The sequence below is a fragment of the Mycobacterium sp. P2_H7 genome (assembly GCF_056403275.1).
Genome location: NZ_JBFUFU010000016.1, coordinates 11,926 through 33,016, shown reverse-complemented (window position 1 = coordinate 33,016; position 21,091 = coordinate 11,926). Strand labels below are relative to the sequence as shown.

The 21,091-nt window shown below is 69.2% G+C and carries 21 protein-coding genes; 14 read left to right on the top strand and 7 right to left on the bottom strand.

Features of this window, described 5'->3' with window-relative positions; genetic code table 11:
• Positions 1-110 precede the first annotated feature (110 nt).
• Genes AC1DY7_RS23475 through AC1DY7_RS23440 form a run of 8 tightly spaced genes read left to right on the top strand, consistent with a single transcriptional unit; the run spans position 111 to position 7,086 of the window.
• Positions 111-1,211 (top strand): polyprenyl synthetase family protein, encoded by a 1,101-nt coding sequence (locus tag AC1DY7_RS23475; protein WP_477496190.1) that lies wholly within the window; start codon positions 111-113, stop codon positions 1,209-1,211.
• Positions 1,211-2,719 carry a phytoene desaturase family protein gene (crtI, locus tag AC1DY7_RS23470; RefSeq protein WP_477496132.1) on the top strand — a complete coding sequence of 503 codons (1,509 nt, stop codon included), beginning with the start codon at positions 1,211-1,213 and terminating at the stop codon, positions 2,717-2,719. Before AC1DY7_RS23475 ends, crtI begins: the two co-directional genes overlap by 1 nt.
• Entirely contained in the window at positions 2,716-3,660 is a 945-nt protein-coding gene (locus AC1DY7_RS23465) for a phytoene/squalene synthase family protein (protein ID WP_477496131.1), read from the top strand. Before crtI ends, AC1DY7_RS23465 begins: the two co-directional genes overlap by 4 nt.
• Complete coding sequence (locus AC1DY7_RS23460) at positions 3,657-4,007, top strand: lycopene cyclase domain-containing protein (protein WP_477496130.1); 351 nt, start codon at positions 3,657-3,659, stop codon at positions 4,005-4,007. The genes AC1DY7_RS23465 and AC1DY7_RS23460 overlap by 4 nt, the downstream gene beginning before the upstream one ends.
• The gene (locus tag AC1DY7_RS23455; protein ID WP_477496129.1) at positions 4,004-4,315 is read left to right on the top strand and encodes a lycopene cyclase domain-containing protein; all 312 of its coding nucleotides are present in this window, start codon (positions 4,004-4,006) and stop codon (positions 4,313-4,315) included. The genes AC1DY7_RS23460 and AC1DY7_RS23455 overlap by 4 nt, the downstream gene beginning before the upstream one ends.
• A complete protein-coding gene (locus AC1DY7_RS23450; RefSeq protein ID WP_477496128.1) occupies positions 4,312-5,847 on the top strand; it encodes an FAD-dependent oxidoreductase in 1,536 nt (511 codons plus the stop codon). The genes AC1DY7_RS23455 and AC1DY7_RS23450 overlap by 4 nt, the downstream gene beginning before the upstream one ends.
• On the top strand, positions 5,844-6,821 hold the full coding sequence (locus AC1DY7_RS23445) for a DUF5914 domain-containing protein (protein ID WP_477496127.1): 978 nt from the start codon (positions 5,844-5,846) through the stop codon (positions 6,819-6,821). Before AC1DY7_RS23450 ends, AC1DY7_RS23445 begins: the two co-directional genes overlap by 4 nt.
• Positions 6,822-6,861: 40 nt before the next feature.
• Complete coding sequence (locus AC1DY7_RS23440) at positions 6,862-7,086, top strand: hypothetical protein (protein ID WP_477496126.1); 225 nt, start codon at positions 6,862-6,864, stop codon at positions 7,084-7,086.
• Positions 7,087-7,089: 3 nt separating this feature from the next.
• Here AC1DY7_RS23440 and AC1DY7_RS23435 read toward each other — a convergent pair whose 3' ends face one another.
• Genes AC1DY7_RS23435 through AC1DY7_RS23415 form a run of 5 tightly spaced genes read right to left on the bottom strand, consistent with a single transcriptional unit; the run spans position 7,090 to position 12,094 of the window.
• The gene (locus AC1DY7_RS23435) at positions 7,090-8,322 is read right to left on the bottom strand and encodes a DUF1214 domain-containing protein (protein ID WP_477496125.1); all 1,233 of its coding nucleotides are present in this window, start codon (positions 8,320-8,322) and stop codon (positions 7,090-7,092) included.
• A gap of 2 nt (positions 8,323-8,324) precedes the next feature.
• Positions 8,325-9,131, bottom strand: a complete 807-nt coding sequence (locus tag AC1DY7_RS23430) for a sugar phosphate isomerase/epimerase family protein (protein WP_477496124.1) — start codon at positions 9,129-9,131, stop codon at positions 8,325-8,327.
• Between the two features lie 2 nt (positions 9,132-9,133).
• Positions 9,134-10,306: a sulfotransferase family protein gene (locus tag AC1DY7_RS23425; protein WP_477496123.1), complete on the bottom strand. Its 1,173-nt coding sequence runs from the start codon at positions 10,304-10,306 to the stop codon at positions 9,134-9,136.
• Positions 10,299-11,429 carry an LLM class flavin-dependent oxidoreductase gene (locus tag AC1DY7_RS23420; RefSeq protein ID WP_477496122.1) on the bottom strand — a complete coding sequence of 377 codons (1,131 nt, stop codon included), beginning with the start codon at positions 11,427-11,429 and terminating at the stop codon, positions 10,299-10,301. The genes AC1DY7_RS23425 and AC1DY7_RS23420 overlap by 8 nt, the downstream gene beginning before the upstream one ends.
• Complete coding sequence (locus AC1DY7_RS23415) at positions 11,426-12,094, bottom strand: TetR/AcrR family transcriptional regulator C-terminal domain-containing protein (RefSeq protein WP_477496121.1); 669 nt, start codon at positions 12,092-12,094, stop codon at positions 11,426-11,428. Before AC1DY7_RS23415 ends, AC1DY7_RS23420 begins: the two co-directional genes overlap by 4 nt.
• Before the next feature lie 103 nt (positions 12,095-12,197).
• Here AC1DY7_RS23415 and AC1DY7_RS23410 point away from each other — a divergent pair, with 103 nt between their 5' ends.
• Genes AC1DY7_RS23410 through AC1DY7_RS23385 form a run of 6 tightly spaced genes read left to right on the top strand, consistent with a single transcriptional unit; the run spans position 12,198 to position 18,121 of the window.
• Positions 12,198-13,430: an acetyl-CoA C-acetyltransferase gene (locus AC1DY7_RS23410; protein ID WP_477496120.1), complete on the top strand. Its 1,233-nt coding sequence runs from the start codon at positions 12,198-12,200 to the stop codon at positions 13,428-13,430.
• Positions 13,427-14,188: an enoyl-CoA hydratase/isomerase family protein gene (locus AC1DY7_RS23405; RefSeq protein WP_477496119.1), complete on the top strand. Its 762-nt coding sequence runs from the start codon at positions 13,427-13,429 to the stop codon at positions 14,186-14,188. The genes AC1DY7_RS23410 and AC1DY7_RS23405 overlap by 4 nt, the downstream gene beginning before the upstream one ends.
• A 2-nt stretch (positions 14,189-14,190) precedes the next feature.
• A complete protein-coding gene (locus tag AC1DY7_RS23400; RefSeq protein WP_477496118.1) occupies positions 14,191-15,489 on the top strand; it encodes an acyl-CoA dehydrogenase family protein in 1,299 nt (432 codons plus the stop codon).
• Positions 15,490-15,498: 9 nt separating this feature from the next.
• On the top strand, positions 15,499-16,284 hold the full coding sequence (locus AC1DY7_RS23395) for an SDR family NAD(P)-dependent oxidoreductase (protein WP_477496117.1): 786 nt from the start codon (positions 15,499-15,501) through the stop codon (positions 16,282-16,284).
• A complete protein-coding gene (locus tag AC1DY7_RS23390) occupies positions 16,272-17,258 on the top strand; it encodes a phosphotransferase family protein (protein WP_477496116.1) in 987 nt (328 codons plus the stop codon). Before AC1DY7_RS23395 ends, AC1DY7_RS23390 begins: the two co-directional genes overlap by 13 nt.
• Positions 17,258-18,121, top strand: coding sequence for an LLM class flavin-dependent oxidoreductase (locus AC1DY7_RS23385; protein WP_477496115.1), 864 nt, complete (start codon positions 17,258-17,260; stop codon positions 18,119-18,121). Before AC1DY7_RS23390 ends, AC1DY7_RS23385 begins: the two co-directional genes overlap by 1 nt.
• Here the strand turns inward: AC1DY7_RS23385 and AC1DY7_RS23380 are convergent.
• Positions 18,108-19,757, bottom strand: a complete 1,650-nt coding sequence (locus tag AC1DY7_RS23380; protein WP_477496114.1) for an ABC-F family ATP-binding cassette domain-containing protein — start codon at positions 19,755-19,757, stop codon at positions 18,108-18,110. The genes AC1DY7_RS23385 and AC1DY7_RS23380 overlap by 14 nt on opposite strands.
• Before the next feature lie 40 nt (positions 19,758-19,797).
• Complete coding sequence (locus tag AC1DY7_RS23375; RefSeq protein ID WP_477496189.1) at positions 19,798-20,784, bottom strand: glycoside hydrolase family 6 protein; 987 nt, start codon at positions 20,782-20,784, stop codon at positions 19,798-19,800.
• Between the last annotated feature and the right edge of the window lie 307 nt (positions 20,785-21,091).

Genomic DNA, 21,091 nt, shown 5'->3' with positions numbered 1-21,091 from the left:
GACGCTCGCCACAACTGCGCGCGGCTGCCCATCCCCGTCGGCCGCGCCGTCGAATCCCTCTACGCACCGCGGATTCGAGGAGCGCCTTGGCTGAGCACACCCAACCCACCCTGGTCGACGTCCGCCGCCATCGGGCAGGGGTCGCCACGCCGCGACACTGGCGCGCTCAGCTGTGCGCCGCGGTGCGCGACGAACTGGACGACTTCCTGGCCCGGCACTGCGCAGAACGACTGCGCGGGTCGCACGTCGACATCGCCACCGACGTACTCCGTGGCTTCACCGACGGCGGGAAGTTCGTCCGTAGCACCTTCATGTACCTGGGCTGGACCTGCGGGTCCGACCATCCGGACGGTTCCCGACCCGCGGTGCGGGCAGCGGCCAGCCTGGAGTTGTTGCACGCCTTCGCCCTGCTTCAGGACGACGTGATGGATTCGGCCCAGCTCCGCCGCGGCCGGCCGGCGGCCCACGTGGCGTTCAGCCGTTGGCACCGCGAGCGTGCCCTGGGCGGCGACCCGGACCGGTTCGGCGAATCCGCGGCGGTGCTGCTCGGCGACCTCTGCCTGGTGTGGGCCGAGCAGATGCTGCGCACCAGCGGCCTGGACCACCGCGCGCTGAACCGGGTCTGGCCGCGTTACGACTCGATGCGCAGCGAGCTGGCCATCGGTCAGTTCGCCGACCTCGTCAACGACTCCCGCGCGCTGCCCTCCATCGACGACGTGCTCGACGTCCTGCGGCGCAAATCCGGCAACTACACGGTGCGCCGGCCCCTCGAACTCGGCGCCGCGATGGCCGGCTGCGCGCCGGGCGTCATCGACGCCCTCGGCGGGTACGGCGGCGCGATCGGTGAAGCGTTCCAACTCCGCGACGACGTGCTGGGTGTGGTGGGCAGCGTCTCCGAGACCGGCAAGCCGACCCACACCGACCTCGCGGACCGCAAAGCCACCAGCGTCGTGGTGGCCGCCCACCTGCTCGCGGAGCCACCGGCGCGCCGCGAGCTCACCGAACTGATGACCGCGCCCCACCTGGAAACCCACGACATCGACCGGTGGCGTGCGCTCATCCTCGCCAGCGGCGCGCTGGGGTGGATCGAAGATCTCATCGCCGAGCGGCTCACGTATGCGCTCGGCTGCCTGAACCGGCCGGACGTTCCCCACGGCGCCCGGACCGCACTTACCGAGATGGCCATGTTCTGCACGGAAAGGCTTGCCTGATGCGTTCTGTGGAGGGTCGTACCGACCGCGTCGTCGTCGTCGGCGCCGGCTTGTCGGGCCTGTCGGCGGCGCTGCACCTGGCCGGTCGCGGCCGCCAGGTGACCGTGCTCGAACGGGAATCGGTGCCCGGTGGGCGGATGGGCCGCGCCGACATCGCCGGGTACCGTCTCGACACCGGCCCCACGGTGCTGACGATGCCCGAGATCATCGACGAAGCCCTTGCCGCGGTGGGCGATTCGCTGGCGGCACGGGTCGACCTCGCACCGGTTCATCCCGCCTATCACGCGCAGTTCGCCGACGGCAGCGCGCTGGCCGTGCACACCGAGGCCGACGCGATGGCCGCCGAGATCGAGCGGTTCGCCGGACCCGACCAGGCTGCGGCGTACCTGCGGCTGCGGGCGTGGCTGACCTCGTTGTACAAAGCCGAGTTCGACGGGTTCATCTCCGCCAACTTCGACTCCCCCCTGTCGCTGCTCACCCCGCAGTTGGCCCGCCTGGCCGCGCTGGGCGGCTTCCGGCGCTGGGAGCGGATGATCCGCCGCTACCTGGACGACGAACGGTTGCTCCGGGTCTTCACCTTCCAGGCGCTCTACGCGGGGGTGCCACCGCACAGCGCCCTGGCGGCGTACGCGGTGATCGCCTACATGGATACCGTTGCGGGGGTGTACTCCTGCCGCGGCGGGATGCGCGCGATCCCCGATGCGATGGCCGCCGCGGCCGAGGCTGCGGGCGTCGAATTCAGCTACGGCGCCGACGTCGACCGCATCGAACGCGACGGCTCGCGCGTCACCGCGGTGGTAACCGGCGACGGCACCCGGGTGCCCGCCGACGCCGTGGTGCTGACCAGCGAGCTGCCCACCACCTACCGTCTGCTCGGGCGCACCCCGCGCCGCCTCACGCCACTTCGGCCCGCCCCGTCGGCCGTGGTCGCCCACGTGGGCTGTCGCGCGGGTGGGCACACCGCGGGCCACCACACCATCGTCTTCGGCGACGCGTGGCAGCAGACCTTCGACGAGATCATCAACCAGGGCCGGGTGATGCGCGACCCCTCCCTGCTGGTCACGCGGCCGACGGCGAGCGATCCCAGCCTGGCCCCGCCCGGCCGCGACCTGCTCTACGTGCTCGCGCCGGCACCCAATACCCAAGTCGGCCATATCGATTGGGATTCCACGAGTTCGGCATACGTCGATCACATGTTGGATTCGGTACGAGACCGGGTGCCCGGGCTCGGCGAGGACGCCGAGATCCTGCACGTGGTGAGCCCCGCCGACTGGGCGCGCCAGGGCATGCTGGCCGGAACACCGTTCGCCCTGGCCCACACCTTCGGCCAGACCGGCCCGTTCCGGCCGGCCAACACGGTGCGGGGTATCGACAACGTGGTGCTCGCGGGTTCGTCCACGGTTCCGGGGGTCGGCGTGCCCACCGCGGTCATCTCGGGGCGACTCGCCGCCGACCGCATCACCGGCGTGACGACGCGGCGGCCGAACCGGGCTGCGGTGACCCGATGATCAAGAACGAGCTCGACGCCGCGGGGGTCAGCGGCACCACGCTGCGCGAGGCCTATGCCCACTGCCGGGCGATCAACGCCCGCGACGGTAAGACGTTCTTCCTGGCCACCAGGCTGCTGGCCCCGGACAAACGGCCGGCGGTGCACGCGCTGTACGGCTTCGCCCGGTATGCCGACGACATCCTCGACGGGTTCGATGTTCGCGACAGCGCCCAACGCGGCGAACAGTTGCAGTTGTTGTCGGACAAGCTGTTCGGATGCCTGACCGGAGGTGCGTCGTCGGTCGGCGAGCCCGTGCTGACAGCCGTGGTGCACACCGCGCATCGCTACGGCATCGGGTGGGAGTTGTTCGACGACTTCCTGGCCTCGATGCGGATGGATCTGACCGTGACGAGTTATCCCGACCGTGCCGCCCTGGAGCGTTACATGTACGGATCGGCCGAGGTCATCGGGCTGCAGATGCTGCCCGTGCTCGGCACCGCGGTGTCCCGCGACGAGGCGGCTCCCTACGCCGCCGCGCTCGGGAAAGCCTTCCAGCTCACCAACTTTCTGCGGGACGTCGACGAGGATCTGGCCAGGGGCCGGGTTTACCTGCCCGCCGATGAGCTGGCCGCCCACGGTGTCGACCGCGACGTGTTGCTGTGGTGCCAACGGCACGGGCGCACCGATCAGCGGGTGCGCCTGGCGCTGATGGACCAGCACGCGGCGGCTCGCCGGGTATACACCGAGGCGCGGCCCGGGATCGGAATGCTCGATCGGGTGTCCCGGCCGTGCGTACAGGCGGCTCTGACGCTGTATTCCGAAATCCTCTCGCGGATAGAGGAACTGGACTTCGAGATCTTCGGTACACGGGCCCGGGTGGGCACTGCCCGGCGCGCGGTGGTCGCCGGACGCGGCCTCGCGGGTGCGTGGTGGGCGCGGGCCGGGTGGCGGCAACGATGAGTCTCGCCCTGGACCAGTGGCAGTACCTGCTGGTGCTGGCCGCGTGTGTGCTGATCACCGCGCCGCTGGAACTGCTCGGCCGGGGTGTCTACCGGCAGCCGCGCCGGTTGCTCGGCGCCGTGCTGCCGGTGGCTGCGGTGTTCCTGGTGTGGGACGCGATCGCGGTGGCGGCCGGGGTGTGGCACTACAACCCGCGGTATCTGCTGGGCGTGGTTCTGCCCGGGACACTTCCACTGGAGGAAGTGCTCTTCTTCGTGGTCATCCCGCTGTGCGGACTGCTGACCTACTCGGCCGTGGACACCCTGATGGCCTGGCCCGCCAAGCGCCGCGCGGAGTCACGACGGTGATCGGGCTCGGCTACACCCTGCCCGCGCTGCTGGCCGTGGCACTCGTCATCCTGCTGGAGTGGAAGGTGTTGCGCACCGGCCTTTTTCGGCGCGCCTCCTACTGGGTGTCCATGGTGATCGTGATCGGATTCCAGATCCCGGTGGACGGCTGGCTGACCAAGCTCAGTGCCCCCATCGTCATCTACGACGACCGGCACACCAGCGGCATCAGGTTTCCCTTCGACATCCCGGTCGAGGACTTCCTGTTCGGTTTCGCGCTGGTGACCGGGGTGCTGCTGCTCTGGGAACGGCGCAGGGAGGCCCGATGACGGCGCCGGATCCGCGGCGCGAATTGCTGCCCGGCGGTGCGGGACTGCGTGACGCCGGTGGGCTCGACGAGGTTCCCGCCGTCGCCGTCGTCGGCGGCGGCATCGCGGGACTGGCCGCTGCGACGGGTCTGGCCGAGCGGGGCGTCCGCGTCGACGTGATCGAGTCACAGGATCAACTGGGTGGCCGGGTGAGTGGCTGGCGCGAGGAGCTGCGCGACGGCAGCCCCGCGGCGATGAACCGGGGATTTCACGCCTTCTTCCGGCAGTACTACAACCTGCGCGCCCTGCTGCGCCGCGCCGATCCACACCTGACGTCGCTGTCCCCCGTCACGGACTACCCCCTGATCGACGGCGCCGGCCGGCACGACACCTTCCGCGGCCTGCCGCGCACACCTCCGTTCAACGCGCTGGCGTTCGCTCTGCGCAGTCCCACTTTTCGGCTGCGTGATCTGGTCGCACTCAAGGCCAGGGCCGCCGCTCCCCTGGTGTCGGTCGGGGTGCCGTCGACCTATGACCGGCTCGACGATCTGGATGCGGCAACCTTCCTGCGCGACATCAACTTTCCCGACGCGGCGCGCCACCTCGCGTTCGAGGTGTTCGCCCGCAGCTTCTTCGCCCGACCGGAACACCTGTCGGCCGCCGAACTGGTCACCATGTTCCACATCTACTTCCTCGGATCGTCGGAGGGCCTGCTCTTCGACGTCGCCAACGCAAATTTCGATGCCGCGCTGTGGAATCCGCTACGCGACTACCTCACGCACCGCGGCGTGCGCTTTCACACCGGCGTCACCGCGTCGTCGGTGAGCAGCGGGGTGGACGGTATTCGGGTGCACACCGCACGGGGCGACACCGTCGCCGCCGACGCGGCCGTGCTGGCCACCGACGCCGGCGCCTTGCGACACCTCGTCGACGCATCACCGGCGCTCGGCACCACCGCCTGGCGGAACCGGGTGGCCGCGCTGGGCACCGCGCCGGCATTCGTGGTCCTGCGGCTCTGGCTGGATCGCCCGGTGCGGCCGGACCGGGCGCCGTTCGTCGGCACCGGCGGCCGTGCGCCGCTGGACAACATCAGCGTGCTGGAACGCTACGAGCGTGAGGCCGCCCAGTGGGCCGCGCGAACCGGAGGGTCGGTGGTCGAACTGCACGCCTACTCGGTGACCGAATCCGACACCGCGGTCCGCGCCGCACTGGTGGACCGGATGCATGACCTCTATCCGGAGACGGCGGCCGCTTCTATCGTGGACGAACGCCTGTTGCGCAAACAGGACTGCCCGCGTTTCGCGCCAGGTGATTTCGCGCACCGCCCCACGGTGTCGACCCCCGACCCGCGGATCATGCTGGCGGGCGACGGTATTCGGGTCGACCTCCCGGTGGCGTTGATGGAACGCGCGGCCACCACCGGATGGCTGGCGGCCAACCTGCTGCTCGCGACGTTCGGTCTGGCCGGCCACGACCTGCACACCGTCCCCACCCGCGGACGGTCCGGCATCCTGCGCCGCCTCGCCACCCGCGCTCAGGGGTCGCGCCGGTGAGCGGGGTATTTCCGTTCACGTGGCTGCCGGCGTCGCGCTGGACGGCGCAGCGCCCGACGTACGGCGACGCGAGTCCGGCGGTCATCGCGGCCGCGTTGCGCCGCACGCTGCGCAGGCCCAGCGGCAACTGGTACGCCTTCGCCGACAGCGCGCGCATCCGGAACAGCCCGTTCGGGACCCGAGTCGCGGGCGTGCCCATCGTGGCCTGGCGGGGTGCGGACGGACAACTGCTGGCCGGGCCGCGCGCCTGCCCGCACCTCGGTGCCGATCTGGCGACGTCCCCGGTGGACTGCGGCGCGCTGATCTGCCCGTGGCACGGGCTTCGGCTCGATGGAGGGCGGCACGGGACCTGGCGACCGCTGCCCGCCTTCGACGACGGGGTACTGAGCTGGGTGCGCCTCGACGCGGTTGGCGGGGAGACCCCCACCGACGCCCCGATCCTGCCGCGGCGACCTCCGGCACCACAGTTGGCCGCGGTCGCCACCCTGGAGGGTGTGTGCGAACCGGCGGACATCGTGGCGAACCGCCTCGACCCCTGGCACGGCGCGTGGTTCCATCCATACTCGTTCACCTCACTCGACGTGCAGGATTCCCCGCCCGCGGTCGATGATCTGAGTCCGGAGGCGGACCGCTTCGTCGTCACCGTGACGTTCAAGGTGGGTCGCCTCGGGGTGCCGGTGGTGGCCGAGTTCACCGCTCCCGAGCCCCGCACCGTGGTCATGCACATCGTCGACGGCGAAGGGGTGGGCAGCGTGGTCGAGACGCACGCGACACCGGTGGGCCCGGGTCCCGACGGGCGCCCCCGGACGGCGGTGCTCGAAGCGGTGATCGCGCACTCGGACCGCAAGCACTTCGCCAAGTCAGCGGTGGTGGCCCCGTTGGTCCGACCCGTGATGAGGGCGGCCGCCGCCCGGCTGTGGCGCGATGACCTGGCCTATGCCGAGCGGCTCTACCACTTGCGGTCCGAGGGCTGACGAGGTTTTCCGCCCCGCAGTAATGGGTAATTGGTCCGCCATGAGCACACTGGTCACCTCGGAGACGCGCGACGACGCGCCCGCCACCATCGGGCTTCTCCTCAACTTCGCGGCCCTGATCGCGATCACAGGATCTCTGGCGCTGGCCCTCGGCGGACATACCGCCACCGCGGTGATCCTGGCGGTGGCCGCCGCCACCGGGTTCATCGCCAGCCTGGTCCTCTTCGCGGTCGACAGCCACCGCGCCGAACAGCTCGCCGACTGAACCCTAGATTCCGTAGCGCAGCTTGACGCTGTGGTAGCGGTCGTGCAATTGCCGGACGCGTTCATCCCCGGTCGTCGTCGCGGTATCCGGCGGTAGCGCCTCCTGGAGCTCCGCACGTTTCACCAGCCGGGTACGCAACGCGGCCGGGTTCTGGCTCAGCAGATTCCGGTAGGTCAGGTTCCCGTTCGACATCCGCTGCGTATCGAGCCAATTGTGCACACCGGGGTCGTCATGCGCCAGCACCAGCCGCACGACGCCGTCACCGTCGACGGCGGTGCGCGCCGGGGTGTAACTCACCGGGCGGTAGAGGAAGTCCATGCTGCCGGCGAACACTCCGCCCATGCCGAAGATCCAGAACCCGTCGTGCTGGTCCATCTCGACGATCAGCGCCTCGTCGGGTTCCAGGGCCCACACCATGTGTGCGGCCATCCGCCCACGTTTGGCGTCGGACTCCGTGTCGGCGACCTTGTCGGGCGGGAACTGGTTGAGATATGCCGGATCACACACTCCCCCTGAATAATTCCAGGAATGCTCCGGCCAGTCACGCATCGCGCCGGTGAGGAAGTCGCCCGCCCATCGCATCGCCTCGACCATGTCGCCGGACGTGGGGACCGGCCGAGGCCCGTCCATCCCGAGACGTTCGATGGACAACGTGGTCGGCGTCTCGAACCAGTCGTCGAACGCCTCCCGGATGAACAGTTTCCGGCTCCCCGGGGTGGTGGGCAGCCAGTTGCCCGGTCGCTCCGCCCCGCCGATGTACAGCTCGAAATGGCCGTTCTCGGTGTCCAATTGGTGGCCGAAGATGTTGGTCTCGGGGATGTCCCCGAAGGGTTCGTGCAGCGACGGCCAGTCGGTGCCGGGGATGGTGACCGGACGGGGTCCCTGCACGGTGATGTTGAGCCAGCGCGCGGTACCACGCTCACCGGTGATCCGGTAGGTGTGCGCGCCGTCGATCCAGGCCTGCCGGTAGGTGAAATCGGCGACGTCGCCGCCCAGTTTGCGGGTCGGCGTGCAGAGCGGGTGCAGCTGCGGGAACGCCGGATCCTTGGTCTCCAGAGCGAGATCGAACGCCTGGCCCAGGTTCTGGGTGAGGAATCGGAACGCGTCGGCCCGCATGAGCGGCGCACTCGGGTTGGCCTCCTTGAACACCTGGTCACCGGCTGCGGCCAACTGTTCGCAGAACTGCCGCCACGCGGCACGCAGCGCGTCGTCCGCGGGCCCGTCCCCATACGCCATCGTCAGGCCCCCAAGGTGGTGAGAAGTTGGGAAAGTCGTCGGGCACCACGGGTGGTCGCGGCGGCCGCTCCTTCGGTGTCGATCCGCGGGCCGACCAACTCCAGGTCGAAGAGGCCGTCGTAGCCGGCGGCCAGGATCTCCCCGAGCAGCCGTTGCAGGGGGATGGCGCCGTCACCGGGCACGGCACGGCACGGTGCGCTGCGGTCGCCCAGCACGTAGTCGCTGACCTGCACCAGCCCGGTGATCGGCATGGCGCGCTCGATCAGCTGCGGCAAATCCGCCTCCATCCAGCAGGCGTGCAGTTCCAGACAGACCCCGACGCCCGCGATATCGGCCAGGCGCAACGTGTCCGCCAGCGTGTGCGCGATGTGGATGTCCGCGTTGAATGCCGATGCGTTCTCGACAAGCAGGCGCACCCCGGCCGCCGCCGCGACGGTCTGGCACGGGGCGACGAGTTCGGCGAACCGCTGGGCCGCCTGCTCCCAGGTGAGCGAGCCCCGGCCGCCGGTCAGCAGGTAGATGGTGTCCGCACCCAACTGGGCGCCGATGTCGATGGCCTGCAACAGCTTTGCCGTGGCCTCGCCGGGGTCGGCATCCAGATCAGGATACGTGGCGAACGGATGGTTGAGGTTCGCCACCCGGGGACCGCCGGCGGCGATCGATCGGCGGATATCGTCCACGCCGCCGTGCGGTAGCAGCGGCGTGGCCAGCGTCAGGTGCCCGACCCCGAGCGCGCGGCAGTGCGCGGCGAAGACCGTCACGTTCTCGTGTGCGAACGCAACCTGGTGCACGCTGACGCGGGGATGCACGGCTAGGCCCGGTTCTCGATCTCGACGCCGAACCGCTCGCGGAACGGCCGGAATTCCTCGTGCAGGGCGTCGAGGTCCTCCCCGATATCGGTCAGCACGGTCGTCGAGTACCGGAATTTCCCGTGCCGGTCACCCTTGTTGTTCGCCAGGTAACTGCGCATCGCCGCTTCGGCCTGCGGGGTCAACTCCCGGCCACTGAAGGCGTAATACTCTGCCACGGTAGCGATCTGGTCGGCCACGAAGTCCGCGTAGCGCACGTGCAGTATCCGCGGGTCGTCGGTGAACGGGTTGGACATCGTGTTGGCGATGCCGGCCCTGGTCAACTCCAGGTGCAGTTTCGCCGCCGCCGACAGGTCGACCGGACCGGCGATACCCTCGGTGATGTCGGCCATCATCATGGTCCGCGACGCGGCCACCTGCACCGGATCCCGGTGCAACCAGACCAGGGTGGCATCCGGGTAGGCATCGAAGAACTCCTTCAGCCGGAATCCGTGGAAACCCTTGAGCACCCAGTACTTCGACGGCCGGCCGAGCTGGAACTGCTGCAGCATCATCCGGTGCAGGCGGTACTGGGCCGCGGGGTCGACGGGGAGGCCCTGCACCACCGGCGGCAATGGCACCCGCCACCAGGCCGTCGGGGTCATCACCCGGAAGTCGAAGGCCCAGGTGCGTTCGTCTTCGGGCAGGCCGTCGCCGAGCATGTCGTTGTACGGGTGTGAGTGCAGCCATTTCGGCAGTTTGGCGTTGATCTCCCGCCAATCCTGGTCGGCGCGGGCTCGTCTCGGATCGGCGGCGTCGGCCAATCCCGGTGGCCCGGACGGGTACATCACCTCCCAGAACCGCAGCGCCCGGGCGTCGGGGTCCACCGACATCAGCGCATGCATCAACGTCGTTCCGGTGCGGGGTTCGCCGGTCACGAACATCGGTGCCGAGATCACCTCGTCGGCCACCGGGTATCGGCGCCGATCTTCGAAGAATTCCAATCGCGAGGTCAACAGCTCACCGCAGACCTGCGCGGCGTGCCGGCGGCCCGCGTCGTCCATGCCTGCGGCGGTGAGGAGTTCGACCACCGCACCGAAGCGTTCCGGCAGCGTGGGGTCACCCCAGTCGGTCAGGCCGGTCCGGGCCTGCGCGTCGGCGAGCAACGCACCGGCGTCCAGCGTGGTGTCAGTCATGGGCCACCGCACCGACCAGCTTGAGCACTTCGTCCTCCGTTTCACGTACCTTTGCCGCCGACCGCGACGCGAACTCCAGGCCGGCCATGCCGCCGTAGTCCATGATCTTGAACACCCGCATCCCGGCATCGCAGAAGTCCTTCACCTTGTGCGCCACCTGTTTCGGGGTGCCGCACGGGAAGATGTCCCGGATCGCGCGGGTATCGACCCGATCACAGAACGCGATGATCTGCTCCCGGGACAACCGCACCGGATCGAAGTCCATGATGCCGCGCCAGGTCGGCCCCATCGGATGCTGATGGCCGAACCTGCGCAGGTCCTCGGCGGTGACCAGCAGGATGATCGCCTTTACCAGCGGGGTCGCGAGCATCTGTGCCAGTTCGTCCTCGTCGCCGATGAGGCAGATCTGGGTGACGGCGGGGACGATCGCCGACGGGTCCCGGCCGGCCCGCTCGGCGGCGTCGCGGACCACCGTCAGCTTCGCGGCGTAGTCCTGCGGGGTGTACGCGCCGTTGGGCCACCACCCGTCGGCGTGCCTGCCGGTGATGCCGAGCATCCGCGGCCCGGCCGCCCCGATCCAGATCGGCGGGCTCGTGTCGCCGTAGGGTTCGGCGTCGAGGCGGGCATGCTCCAGGTGATAGAACCGGCCGTCGAAGTCGACGGGACCGTCGCTGTGCCAGAGCAATCGGATGACGGTGAGGGCTTCCTCGAATCGGGCGACCGGCTTGTCGAAGTCGAAGCCGTAGGGGACGGTGTTCTCCAGTTCGCCCGACCCGAGCCCGAGGACGAACCGCCCACGGGACAGGTGATCCAGCGTCAGCGCCGTCTGGGCCAGCATCGCGGGGTGCCTGCGCACCGTGTCCACCACCGTGGTGACGATCGGCGTCCGGTGGGTGAGTACCGCGGCCGCCGCCGCCACGGCCATGCCGTCGAGGTGGCGGTGCGGTGACGGGGAAACAGTTGCCAAGTCGGTGAATTCGGGCGTCCAGATCGAATCCGGCCAGAAGCTGACCATGTGGTCGGGCAGCCAGATCGAGTGGTAGCGCCCGGAGTCGTACTGCTCGAGCAGCTCGATGCCCAACGGGAGGGTGGTCCGCAGGAACGCGGCCGGCTGCACCTTCACCGCGCCCCACTGTCCAGCGCACGCTCCAGCCCGGCGATGATGACGGCCAGATTGAAGTCGAGCTGGCCTCCGTCGGCACTTGCACCGGAGGCCACCACCTGGCGCAGGATCGGGAAATCGGTCTCCCCCGCGCGCTGCAGTGCGCCCACCACCTCGGGGACGTTCGGGTGCACCCGGTTCTGCGCCGCCAGCACCGCCGAGCGGCCCGCGGCGTATGCGGTCTCGGTGATCAGTGTCAGCGCCCGGCCCGCCTGATCGATGCCGAAGCCGGCGTCCACCAACACCTGCAGCACGCATTCGACGGGTGCCAGCGCGCCCAGCCCGCTGGCCGCCGGAAGGTGGAACGAGGTGGCCAGCACGCCGAGCTCGATGAACGCGTCGCGCAACGCGCAGGCATAGGAGCCGACCACCACCCGCCAGTCGCCGTCGGCGGGCAACGAGACGCGGCGCAGCTCCGATTCGAAGACGTCGAGCGCCACCAGCTCGCGCAGACCCTCACGGTCACCGACGTGATAGTTCAGCGCCTTGGGGTCCACGCCCAGGGCGTCGGCCACCGCCTGCATGGTGAGCGCCTCCGGCGGCAGTTCCCTGGCTGCCGACACGATGCGCTCACGGCTGATCTGCCGGGGCCTGCCCCGTTGGCGGGCGGGCGGCACTGCGTTCATCAGCCCACCCTAATGTTTTTTCCCGTTCGGGAGTAGGTTATGCCGCAATGTTCTAACGTGCAGTGGACGACGGCGGACAAATTCAGAAGAGAAGGTGCTGACGATGGCGGATTCCGCGTGGATCCTGGATGTCGTGCGAACACCGCGGGGCCGCGGCCGCGCCGACGGCGGACTGCACGGCATCCACCCGCAGGCATTGTTCGCCCAATGCCTGCAGGCACTCGTCGCGCGGCACGGCTTCGACCCTGTCGAAGTGGACGACGTGATCGCCGGTAACGGCCTGCTGGCCGGCGACCACGGCGACGACATCGCCCGGCTCTCGGTCTTGCTGGCCGACTGGCCCGAGACCGTGCCCGGCATGACGCTGAACAGGTTCTGCGGCTCCGGCCAGCAGGCCATCACCGTGGCGGCGACGGGGGTCGGCAGCGGGGCACAGGATCTGGTGATCGGCGGTGGTGTGGAGTCGATGTCCCGATGGAACCTGACCGCGGGTTCGGTGACCATCGACGGTGGCAATCCCGCGCTGCGGGCCCGCTACCCCACCGTGCCGCAGGGTGTTTCGGCGGACCTGATCGCCACCTTGGAGGGCTTCACCCGTACCGCGGTGGATGAGTACGCCGCACAGAGCCAACAGCGGGCCGGCACCGCGATCGCCGAGGGCCGGTTCACCAGATCGTTGGTTGCCGTCACCGACGCCGACGGCACCGTGGTATGCGACCGCGACGAACACCCCCGCCCCGGCACCACGCCCGACGCGCTGGCCAAGCTCCGGCCCGCCTTCACCGCGCTCGGCGCCGACCGCGCCGAGGGTGAGTCCCGCAGCTATGACGAGATCTGCCTGGCCCGCTACCCCGGCATCACCGCGATCGACCACGTGCACCACGCGGGCAACTCCTCCGGCGTGGTCGACGGCGCGGCCGCCGCCCTGATCGCCTCGGATGCCTGGGTGCAGGCACACGGCGTCACGCCCCGCGCCCGGGTTCGGGCCACCGCCGCCGTCGGTTCCGAACCGATCATCATGCTGACCGCACCGGCTCCGGCAGCCGAACGCGCCCTGGCCAGGGCCGGCATGAGCCCCGGCGACATCGACCTGTGGGAGATCAACGAGGCGTTCGCCGCCGTGCCCATGAAGACGATCCGCGACCTGCACCTCGACCCGGATGTGGTGAACGTCAACGGCGGAGCCATCGCACTCGGACACCCGATCGGCGCGACGGGCGCCATGTTGATCGGTACGGTGCTCGACGAACTGGAGCGCCGAGACCTGAGCACCGGACTTGTCACCATGTGTACCGGCGGCGGCATGGGCACCGCCACGATCATCGAGCGGGTGTGACCGTGCCACAGACCATCTCGATCGAGACACCGGCACCCGGCGTCGTCGTGCTGCGCCTCGATCGGCCCGAACGGCTCAACGCCATCAACCAGACGATGCGGGACGAACTGATCCGGACGCTGACCGACCTGGCGACGTCGACCGACGTGCGAGCCGTCGTGCTGACCGGCAGCGGCCGCGGATTCTGCTCCGGACTGGACACGCGCAACTTCGGCGACGGGATACCGACGGCCACCGACCCCGCCGTCGATCGGCTGCGCTTCCAGGAGTCGATGGTCGCGCTGCCCGAAGCGATCCGCGCACTGCCGCAGCCCGTCATCGCCGCCGTCAACGGGCCGTGCGTCGGCGCCGGCTTCGCCCTGTGCCTGGCATCCGACATCCGAATCTGCTCGACCGCAGCATCGTTCGGGAACGGCGCCATCCTGCTCGGACTCTCCGGCGGCGAAATGGGCATGAGCTACCACCTGCCCCGCATCGTCGGCACCAGCGTCGCCGCGGACTGGATGCTCACCGGACGCACGGTGTCGGCGGTGGAGGCGGACCGGCGCGGGCTGGTGAGTGAACTGACCGAGCCGGACCAACTCGAACACCGCGCCGTCGCCCTGGCGGCCGGCGTGGCCGGCCTGTCGGCACTGGGGGTCCAGCTGACCAAGCGTGCGCTCCAGGCCAATACCGACGCATCCCTGGATGCCGCAACCGAACTCGAGAACCGCAACCAGGTGCTCAGTCACGCCGACGCAGCACGCGAGAGGAACTAGAAATGTCGTGGGACTTCTCGACCGATCCCGAATGGGCGCAACAGCTGGAGTGGGTCGACGAATTCGTGCGCACCGAATGCGAGCCGATCGACTATGTCGTCAAGGAGTCGCACGACCTGACCGACCCGGTGCGCCAGGCCCTGATCCCGCCCCTGCAGAAGATCGTCAAGGAGCGTGGGCTGTGGGCCACCCACCTGGGTCCGCATCTCGGTGGCCCCGGCTACGGTCAGATGAAGCTCGCCCTGCTCAACGAGATACTGGGCCGCTCCGAATGCGCCCCCATCGTCTTCGGTTCTCACGCACCCGATTCCGGTAACAGTGAGATCCTCGCGCATTACGGCACCCCGGAACTCAAGGAACGCTACCTGGAGCCGCTGCTCGACAACCGGATCATCTCCTGCTTCTCCATGACAGAGCCCCAGGGCGGCGCGGACCCGAAGGTGTTCACCACCAGCGCAGTACAGCACGGCAAGCACTGGGTGATCAACGGCGAGAAGTGGTATTCGTCGTTCGCCTCGTCGGCGTCGTTCCTCATCGTGATGGCGGTGACCGATCCCGATGCGCCTCCGTACCAGCGGCATTCGATGTTCGTGGTGCCGGGCGAGACGCCGGGCATCAACGTGCTGCGCGACGTGGGGCTGGGCTACCAGCCGATCGACGGCGGTGGCCGCGAGGGCTATGTCCGGTACGAGAACGTCCGGGTACCCGAGGATCACATGCTCGGTCCTCGCGGCGGGGCGTTCGTCGTCGCCCAGACCAGACTCGGCGGTGGCCGCATCCACCACGCCATGCGCACCGTCGGCCTGGTGCGCCGGATCTACGACATGATCTGCGAGCGGGCCGTCTCCCGCTACACCCAGGGCGAGATGCTCGCCAAGAAGCAGCTGGTCCAGGAGATGATCGCCGACTCCTGGATGGAGATCGAGGCCTTCCGGCTGCTGACACTCCAAACCGCCTGGAAAATCGACAAATTCAATGACTACAACGCGGTGCGCGCCGACATCTCCGCGGTCAAGGCGATGATGCAGAAGGTGCTGCACGACGTGTCGGCGCGCGCGCTGCAGATCCACGGCTCCCTCGGCACGTCGCACGAGATGCCATTCGTCCAGCACCTGACGGAGTCCTTCGTGCTCGGGCTCGCGGACGGCCCCACCGAGGTACACAAGGTGACGCTGGCGCGCCAACTGCTCAAGGACGTCGCACCCGCGCCCGACCAGTTCCCGTCGGAGCATCTGCTGCGGCTGCGGGCTGCGGCCGAGGCCAAGTTCGCCGACCGGCTCGCCGGCATCCCACGCAGCTAGGAGACAGACATGGCAGGACAGTGTGCAGGCAGGGTCGCACTGGTCACCGGCGCCAGCCGGGGCCTGGGCAAGGCGATCGCGCAGCGATTCGCCGCCGAGGGGGCGGACGTCGCGATCACCGCGCGGACCATGGAGCCCGATCCGAAATATCAAGGCTCCCTGCGGGAAACCTGCGAGCAGATCATCGAGTCCGGTGGCACCGCGCTGGCCGTGCAGGCCGACCTGTCCAGCTCGGAGGACCGCGAGCGCCTGTTCGCCGAGGTGGTGGGGACGCTCGGCGCCCCCGACATCCTGGTCAACAATGCCGCGGTCACCTTCCTGCGACCGCTGGACGGCTTCCCCGAGAAACGGGCCCGGCTGATGGTCGAGATGCACCTGATCGCGCCGCTGCACCTGACCCAGCTGGCCATTCCGGCGATGCGGGAACGTGGCAGCGGCTGGGTGCTGAACCTGACCTCGGTGGGCGGGGACCTGCCCGACGGACCGCCGTTCTCGCAGTTCGACACCGAAGCCGGCTTCGGGATTTACGGCACCGTCAAGGCCGGCCTGAACCGGCTGACGAAAAGCCTGGCCGCCGAACTGTATTCCGATGGCATCGCCGTAAACGCCGCGGCGCCATCGAACCCCGTGGCCACCCCCGGCGCCGGAACGCTCGACCTGGCCAAGACCGACACCGAGGACATCGAGCTCATCACCGAGACCGTGTTCCGATTGTGTACGGGCGACCCGAAGACCCTGACCGGCCGCATCGCGCACACCCAGCCGTTCCTCCGGGAAGTCGGATGGCTGCACTGACGGCGGTGCAGTTCGACGACCTCGACCGGCGGCTCTCGGCGCTGGGTGTCACCGGGATCCGGCCGCTACCCGGTGGGGCGTCCAGCGTGACGTTGCGCGGCGTGCACGACGGGCGGCCGGTGGTCGTCAAGGTGGCACCGCCCGGCGTCGCACCGATCCTGCACCGCGACGTCCTGCGCCAGGCCCGGATGATCGCCGCCCTCGGCACCTCCGATGTTCCGGTACCCCGAATCCTGTTCGAGGACAACGGTTCGCCGCCGCTGTTCGTGATGTCGTTCCTCGACGGCGAATCCGCCGAGCCGTTGTTCGATCGCACCCCCAGCCCTGCAGCTCCCGCGGTGATGGCCGACCGGCTGCGTGAGGCGGCAGCGGTACTGGCCCGGCTGCACACGCTGGGGCCGGGATCGGTCGGCCTGGACGCCGAACCGGTCGGCTCCCCCGTCGACGAGGTCGAACGCTGGTGCCGATCGCTGGAGACCATCGATCCCGCGCTCGTCGCGGGATGGGTCGACGTCGGCCACGCGTTGCGGGCGTCGGTGCCGCAGGCGATGCCACCCGCGGTGCTGCACGGAGACTTCCGGCTGGGCAACCTGCTGGCCGTCGATCGTTCGATCACCGCGGTGATCGATTGGGAGATCTGGTCGATCGGCGACCCGCGGGTGGACGTCGGCTGGTTTCTGATCAACGCCGACCTCGCCACCTACCAGCGTGACACGCCCTATACGGGCACCACGCCCGCGCCGGGCGAGCTGGCCGACATCTACGCGCGCACGCTCGGACATCCGGTGCCTCAACTGAATTGGTTCCAGGCCTTGGCGTGCTTCAAGTCCACCGCCACCTGGGGGTTGATCATCAAGCACAACCGCCGGCGGCACACTCCCGACCGCGACATCGAAGCCATGGCGCCCGTGCTGGCGTCGCTGCTGGCACGGTCCACCGAATTCCTCGCAACGACCTCGACGACGGGATGCTGATGACCGAGTGGTTTCTCTACATGTCGCAATACCGCCTGCCGGTGGGCGATTTCGTGGTGCGGGCGCAGGCGGCCGAGAATGCCGGCTTCGACGGCGTCGCGTTCTTCGATCACCTGGAGACGCCGGGCCTGCCCGACATCCCGGTGTGGGAAGCCATGAGCCTGGCCACCTGGGTCGCCGCCAAGACCGAACGGATCACGATCGGCCATCTGGTGCTCTGTGACGCCCTGCGGCACCCCGCCGTCCTCGCGAAGCAGGCCGTGACGTTGGCCGAGGCATCCGGTGGCCGTTTCGAACTCGGCCTCGGATCGGGCTCGATGCCCAAGGAACTCGCCAGATTCGGGCTGCTCGGTGGCGATGCGGCCTACCGCGTCGAGCAACTCGACCGCAGCCTGGGCCTGCTCAAGGAGTACTGGGGATCCGCAGGTCCGACCGAGCGCACCCAGGCACCCCAGCCTTCCTCGCCGATCCCGATCGTCATCGGCGGCTCTGGGCCACGGACGCTGGATGTCGTTCGGCGGCACGCGGACTGGTGGAATCTCCCGGCGACGATGGTGGATCGCTTACCGGAGTTCCTGCCCGCCATCGGGTCCGCGCGGGCGTCGGTACAACAGATGGTCGGTTTCGCACGCCGCGGTGCCGACCCGGAGAAGGTGGCCGAGACCAGCCGCCGGCATTGGGGACACCTGGGCCCCGGCCTGGTCAGTGGGGACGCCGAGCATCTGATTGCGCACTTCGACGCGCTGGCATCCCGAGGCGCGCAACGGTTCTACGTGTGGTTCTCGGACTCGGCGCCACCCGATGCGATCGAGGAGTTCGGCGCGACGGTGATCGCGGAAACTTCTCCGTCTACACCTCGATGACGCGCCCTGCCTCGACGTGCCAGGTCCGGTCGAGTCGGACGTTCTCCAGCATCCGGCGGTCGTGCGTCACCAACAGCAGTGCGCCGTCATAGGTTTCGAGCGCCTGCTCGAGCTGCTCGATGGCCGCGAGGTCCAGATGGTTGGTCGGTTCGTCGAGGACCAGCACGTTCACCCCGCGCGCCTGCAGCAACGCGAGGCCGGCGCGGGTGCGTTCCCCCGGCGAGAGTCCGTCGACCGCGCGCTCGACGTGGTCGGAACCCAGCCCGAACTTGGCGAGCAGGGTCCGCACGTCGGCCGTCGACCAGGACGGCACCTGCTGCTCGAAACGATCGATAAGCCTTGCGGCCCCGGTGAATTCGGCTCGCGCCTGATCGATCTCCCCGATGGCGATGTTGGCGCCCAGGCTGGCCCGGCCCTCGTCGGGCTGCAGCCGTCCCAGCAGCAACCGCAACAAGGTCGATTTGCCCGCGCCATTCGGGCCGGTGATACCGATCCGCTCGCCCGCGTCGACTTGCAGTGACACCGGACCCAGGACGAACTCATCGTGGCGCACCACCGCTTCGCCGAGTGTCGCCACCACCGAACTGGACCGCGGCGCCGCGCCGATGGTGAACTGCAGGGTCCATTCCTTGCGGGGCTCCTCGACCTCCTCCAGGCGGGCGATCCGGCTCTCCATCTGACGCACCTTCTGGGCCTGCTTCTCGCTGGACTCGGATTGCGCTCGGCGCCGGTTCTTGTCGTTGTCGGGAGCCTTGCGCATCGCGTTGCGGACGCCCTGGCTGGACCACTCGCGCTGGGTGCGGGCCCGCGCCACCAGGTCGGCTTTCTTGTCGGCGAACTCCTCGTACTGCTCGCGCTTGTGGCGACGGTTCACCGCGCGCTCGGCCAGATAACTTTCATACCCGCCACCGAAGACGGTGTTGGTGTGCTGCGCCAGGTCCAGCTCCAGGACGCGAGTCACGCTGCGGGCCAAGAACTCCCGGTCATGGCTCACCAGCACGACGCCGCCGCGCAACTCCTGGACGAAACGCTCAAGGCGGGCGAGTCCGTCGAGGTCCAGGTCATTGGTGGGCTCGTCGAGCAGGACGATGTCGAAGCGGGACAACACGAGCGCCGCCAACCCGACGCGGGCCGCCTGCCCACCGGACAGGGACGTCATCAGCGTCGTGTCCGGCGGCGCGGAGAGGGCGTCGAAGCCGAGATCGGCGAGCACCGCGGGCAGCCGTTCGTCGAGATCGGCTGCGCCGGTGGCAAGCCAATGATCCAGCGCGGCGGAATACGCATCGGTCGCCGCCTGGTCTGCGTCGGACAGCGCCTCTGCCGCCGTGTCCATGGCAACGGTTGCTTGCGCGCATCCGGTGCGGCGGGCGATGTAGCCGGCCACGGTCTCGCCGGGCACCCGTTCGTGTTCCTGCGGCAGCCATCCGATGAAGGCGTCGGCCGGCGCGTAACTGACCGTGCCTTCCAGCGGAGCCAGGTCCCCGGCCAGGATGCGCAGCAGGGTGCTCTTACCCGCACCGTTGGCGCCGACCACACCTATCACGTCGCCGGGCGCCACCGTCACGTCGAGGCCCTCGAACAGGGTGCGATGGGCGTAGCCGCCCGCCACGTTGGCGGCGACGAGCGTTGCGGTCATGTCTTCATCGTCGCACCTTCGCGCGACGACCGGCGCCGGCCTACAGACCAGCCTTACTGGCCAGGTCGATGGCGTACTGGCTCATGAAACGTCCCGCACCGGGGTCACCGCGGCCGCACGATCCATCGGACTCTCCCGGCCGCTTCACCCACAGGTAGGCATCCGCATGCGCCCCGGCGGTGGCGGTGGTGGGTGGGGTGCCCAAGGCCCGGCCTGCGGGGTTGCACCACGAGTCGCTGTCGACGGGCCCGACGCCGTTGCGCGAGGTGTCGACCACGTAGTGCGCGCCGTTGGTGAGTCCGGAGATCGCCTCGCCGTAGCCGATCTCCTCCTCGGTGGTGAAGAAGTTCGCGGTGTTGAGGCTGAACCCGCGCGCCTTCGCCACGCCGACCTCGTTGAGCATGCCCGCCATCTTGTCGACGCTGGTCCATCGAGAATGGCCGGCGTCGACGTAGACGGCGGTCGCGGGATTTCGGGTCAGGGTGTCGACGCCGTAGCGGACCAGGTCCAGACGTTCCTGACGCTGGCCGGCCGACAGGCAGTCCGCCATGGCCAGCGCATCGGGTTCGAGGATGACCGCGGCCGGACCGCCTCCGATGGCGGCGGCAACGCCGTCGATCCAGCCCCGGTAGGCGTCCGCGGAGGAGAACCCGCCCGCGGAGAAGTTGCCGCAGTCGCGGTGCGGGATGCCGTAGAGCGCGAGCACCGGCCTGGTGCCTGCCGCCTGCGCGGCGCCGATGTAGGCGGCGTCGACGGCCGGGGTGGACAGCCGGTCCATCCAGTACCCCTGCGGGGTGTTGGCGATGGTGTTCAACTGCGGACTCGGCGGGTCCGCGCTCTGCGCGGCGCGCATGGCCGCCGAGCCGGGATTGACGTAGAACGGCAGTCCGTTCAGCGGGTTGGCATCGTCGACCAGACGGATGGCGGGGGTCTGCACCGGGGCGGCCACGAAAGCCACCCCCGCGATGGCTGCCACCGTCAGGAACGGCGCGACCCACCGAGCGACCACGCCGGCAGCTGAGGACATCACGCCCAAAAACATAGTGTCGCAACACAATGAGTGCCAATCGCGACCGCACGCTCCGTCGGTTCGAATCGATGCTGGACAGATCCACCGGCAAATCGGGGTCCAGAGCTCAAAACTGCACAGAATGCGCGGTTTGCCGATGCACACAAACGACAGCAACCACTCGCGGGTGCGAAAAGTGTTCGCTACCAAGGGGTCATCAACCCTCAACTTCCACCGCAGGGTTTCCCGCGCCGGAAATGTGGTGTCACCACCTCAAATGTCGGCCGCGTAAGAACACCACCTCACCGACCTGCGGTGGGATAGA

Excerpts from the sequence above, each read along its gene's own strand:
- AC1DY7_RS23385 (WP_477496115.1), top strand. The coding sequence starts at position 17,258 with ATGACCGAGTGGTTTCTCTACATGTCGCAATACCGCCTGCCGGTGGGC.
- AC1DY7_RS23460 (WP_477496130.1), top strand. The coding sequence starts at position 3,657 with ATGAGTCTCGCCCTGGACCAGTGGCAGTACCTGCTGGTGCTGGCCGCG.
- AC1DY7_RS23380 (WP_477496114.1), bottom strand. The coding sequence starts at position 19,757 with ATGACCGCAACGCTCGTCGCCGCCAACGTGGCGGGCGGCTACGCCCAT.
- AC1DY7_RS23375 (WP_477496189.1), bottom strand. The coding sequence starts at position 20,784 with ATGTCCTCAGCTGCCGGCGTGGTCGCTCGGTGGGTCGCGCCGTTCCTG.
- AC1DY7_RS23390 (WP_477496116.1), top strand. The coding sequence starts at position 16,272 with ATGGCTGCACTGACGGCGGTGCAGTTCGACGACCTCGACCGGCGGCTC.
- AC1DY7_RS23450 (WP_477496128.1), top strand. The coding sequence starts at position 4,312 with ATGACGGCGCCGGATCCGCGGCGCGAATTGCTGCCCGGCGGTGCGGGA.
- AC1DY7_RS23410 (WP_477496120.1), top strand. The coding sequence starts at position 12,198 with ATGGCGGATTCCGCGTGGATCCTGGATGTCGTGCGAACACCGCGGGGC.
- AC1DY7_RS23400 (WP_477496118.1), top strand. The coding sequence starts at position 14,191 with ATGTCGTGGGACTTCTCGACCGATCCCGAATGGGCGCAACAGCTGGAG.
- AC1DY7_RS23435 (WP_477496125.1), bottom strand. The coding sequence starts at position 8,322 with ATGGCGTATGGGGACGGGCCCGCGGACGACGCGCTGCGTGCCGCGTGG.
- AC1DY7_RS23415 (WP_477496121.1), bottom strand. The coding sequence starts at position 12,094 with ATGAACGCAGTGCCGCCCGCCCGCCAACGGGGCAGGCCCCGGCAGATC.
- crtI (WP_477496132.1), top strand. The coding sequence starts at position 1,211 with ATGCGTTCTGTGGAGGGTCGTACCGACCGCGTCGTCGTCGTCGGCGCC.
- AC1DY7_RS23395 (WP_477496117.1), top strand. The coding sequence starts at position 15,499 with ATGGCAGGACAGTGTGCAGGCAGGGTCGCACTGGTCACCGGCGCCAGC.
- AC1DY7_RS23425 (WP_477496123.1), bottom strand. The coding sequence starts at position 10,306 with ATGACTGACACCACGCTGGACGCCGGTGCGTTGCTCGCCGACGCGCAG.
- AC1DY7_RS23465 (WP_477496131.1), top strand. The coding sequence starts at position 2,716 with ATGATCAAGAACGAGCTCGACGCCGCGGGGGTCAGCGGCACCACGCTG.
- AC1DY7_RS23440 (WP_477496126.1), top strand. The coding sequence starts at position 6,862 with ATGAGCACACTGGTCACCTCGGAGACGCGCGACGACGCGCCCGCCACC.